The sequence below is a fragment of the Streptomyces sp. NPDC029296 genome, from assembly GCF_055569255.1.
Genome location: NZ_JBVHXT010000104.1, coordinates 1 through 2,759 on the forward strand (window position 1 = coordinate 1; position 2,759 = coordinate 2,759).

1 protein-coding gene is annotated in these 2,759 nt (G+C 73.3%); it reads right to left on the bottom strand.

All coding sequences use genetic code 11. The features are described 5' to 3' along the window. On the bottom strand, nt 1-2,759 hold a 2,759-nt coding region (locus ACZ4W9_RS40205; RefSeq protein ID WP_467944204.1), incomplete at both ends, for an acyltransferase domain-containing protein.

Genomic DNA, 2,759 nt, shown 5'->3' on the forward strand with positions numbered 1-2,759 from the left:
CCGGTGATCAGGACGGTGCCGGTGAAGGTGGGGGGTGCGGGTTCGGTGGGCGGGGTGTGCCGCACCAGCCGGGGCACCGTCAACTGCCCGTCCTTCAGGCGGATATGCGGTTCTCCGGTGGCGAGGGCCGCGGGCAGGGCCCGTTCGGACTCCTCGGTGCCGTCGAGTTCGGCGAGCACGATCCGGCCGGGGTGTTCGAGCTGTGCGGTCCGCAGCAGACCGCGTACGGCGGCCGTGGCGAGGTGACCGGAGCGCACGGTGACCACCAGGGGACCGGCGGCCGGGTCCGCGTCCTCCACGAATTCCTGTACGGCGGTGAGGACTCGGCCGGTGAGCGTGCGTACCTGCTCGGGCACGCCGCCGTCCGGCTCGGCCGTGGCATCCAGCTCACGCCAGTCGGCCACGGCGGGAGCCGGGTGGAGCGGAGCGGGGATCCAGTCCACGCGGAACAACGCCTCGCGCACCGCCGTTCCCTCGCTCAACTGCCCGGCGTCGACCGGCCGGGTCACCATCGACCCCACCGTGGCCAGCGGCGCGCCCGCCGGGTCCGCCAGCTCCAGGGCGACCCCGGAACCGTTCGGCACCGCCCGCACCCGCAGGGCGGTGGCGCCCGTGGCGTGCAGCGCGACCCCGTTCCAGGCGAACGGCAGCCGCACCCCGGCCTCCTCGTCGCCGTCGGGCGGCGCACAGAACGTACTGGCCTGGAGGGCCGCGTCCAGCAGCGCCGGGTGCAGCCCGTACCGCTCGGCCGCGGACTGCTCCTGCTCGTCCAGGGCGACCTCGGCGAAGACCTCCTCACCGCGCCGCCACACCTTCCGCAGCGCGCGGAACACCGGTCCGTAACCGAGCCCGCTCGCGGCGAACCGCTCGTAGAAACCGTCCAGTTCGACCGGCTCGGCACCGGCCGGCGGCCATTGGCCGAAGACGGCGCCGGGCGCCGTGACGGTCTCGCTGAGGAAACCGGACGCGTGCCGCACCCACGGGTCGCCGACGGCGGCCGACTCCGGCCGCGAGTGGATCGTCAACGGCCGGCGGCCCGTCGCGTCGGGGTCGGCCACGCCGATGCGCAGCTGCACCGCACCGTGCTCGGGCAGGACGAGCGGCGCCTCCACGACCAGCTCGTCCAGGGTCCCGCTGCCGGCCTCGTCGCCCGCGCGCACCGCCAGCTCCACCAGCGCCGCGCCCGGGACCACGGTCACCCCGGAGACGGTGTGGTCGGCCAGCCACGGGTGCGTGGCGAGCGATAGTCGACTGGTGCACCACAGCCCGGCGGACTCGGGCAGCCCGAGCACCGCGCCCAGCAGCGGATGCCCGGCTCCGGCCAGCCCCGCGGCCGACACATCACCGGGACCGCCGTTGCCGGCCAGCCAGTAGTGCTCGCGCTGGAAGGCGTACGTCGGCAGGTCGACCCGGCGGGCGCCCGTCCCTTCGTAGTAGGCGAGCCAGTCCACCGAGCGGCCCGCCGCGTACAGCCGCGCCACCGCCTCCACCAGCATCTGTGCCTCGGGACGCCCGCGTCGTAGGGCGGGGGTGACGAGGGCGTGGCCGTCTTCGAGGGTTTGGGTGGTCATGGGGGTGAGGGCGGCGTCGGGGCCGAGTTCGAGGTAGGTGGTGGTGCCGGCCTCGTTCAGGGTGTGGATGGCGTCGGCGAAGCGGACGGCCTGGCGGGTGTGGCGGATCCAGTAGTCGGGGGTGAGGATGTCGTTGTCGGCGTGGGTGCCGGTGAGGGTGGAGACGAGGGGGATGGTGGGGGTGTGGAAGGTCAGTCCGTTCAGGGTGGTGCGGAAGTCTTCCAGCATGGGGTTCATGAGGGGGGAGTGGAAGGCGTGGGAGACGGTGAGCCGCTTGGTGCGGTATCCCGCCTCTGCGGCTTTCTTCGCGATTTCCAGTAGGGGTGTCTCGGCGCCTGAGAGGACGACGGAGGTGGGGCCGTTGACGGCGGCGATGGTGACGTCGTCGTTGGTGAGGTAGGGCTGGATGTCGGTTTCGGAGGCGTTGACGGCGATCATGGCGCCGCCTGCGGGGAGGGCCTGCATGAGGCGTCCGCGTGCGGTGATGAGGGTGGCGGCGTCTTCGAGGGTGAGGATGCCGGCGATGTGGGCGGCGGCGATCTCGCCGACGGAGTGCCCGGCGACGTAGTCGGCGCGGACTCCCCACGACTCGAACAACCGGTAGAGGGCCACCTCGATGGCGAACAGGGCGGGCTGCGCCCACGCAGTCCGGTCAAGGCCGTCACCGAACGCCACCACTTCCGCGAGGGGCCGGTCCAGGTGCTTGTCGAGTGCGGCGCACACGGTGTCGTAGGCCTGGGCGAACACCGGGAAGGCGTCGTACAGTTCGCGGCCCATCCCGGCCCGCTGGGCACCCTGCCCCGTGAACAGCACGGCCAGCTTCCCGGCCGCCCGTTCGCCCGTCACCACCCCCGGTGCCTGCTCCCCCTCCGCCAGCAAGGCCACCCCGGCGAGCAGTTCCTCGCGTCCGGGCGCCACGACGACCGCGCGGTGTTCGAAGGCGGTACGGGTGGCGGTCAGTGAGTAGCCGATGTCGACCGGATCGAGGTCGGGTCGCTCGGCGACCAGGTCCCGCAGCCGGGCCGCCTGCGCCGTGAGCGCCTGGGGCGTCCGCGCCGACAGCACCCAGGGCAGGGACGCGGGCGTGGTGTGCGGTTCGGGGTCGGGGGTGTGGGTGGGTGGTGCTTGTTCGATGATGACGTGGGCGTTGGTGCCGCTGACGCCGAAGGAGGAGACGGCGGCGCGGCG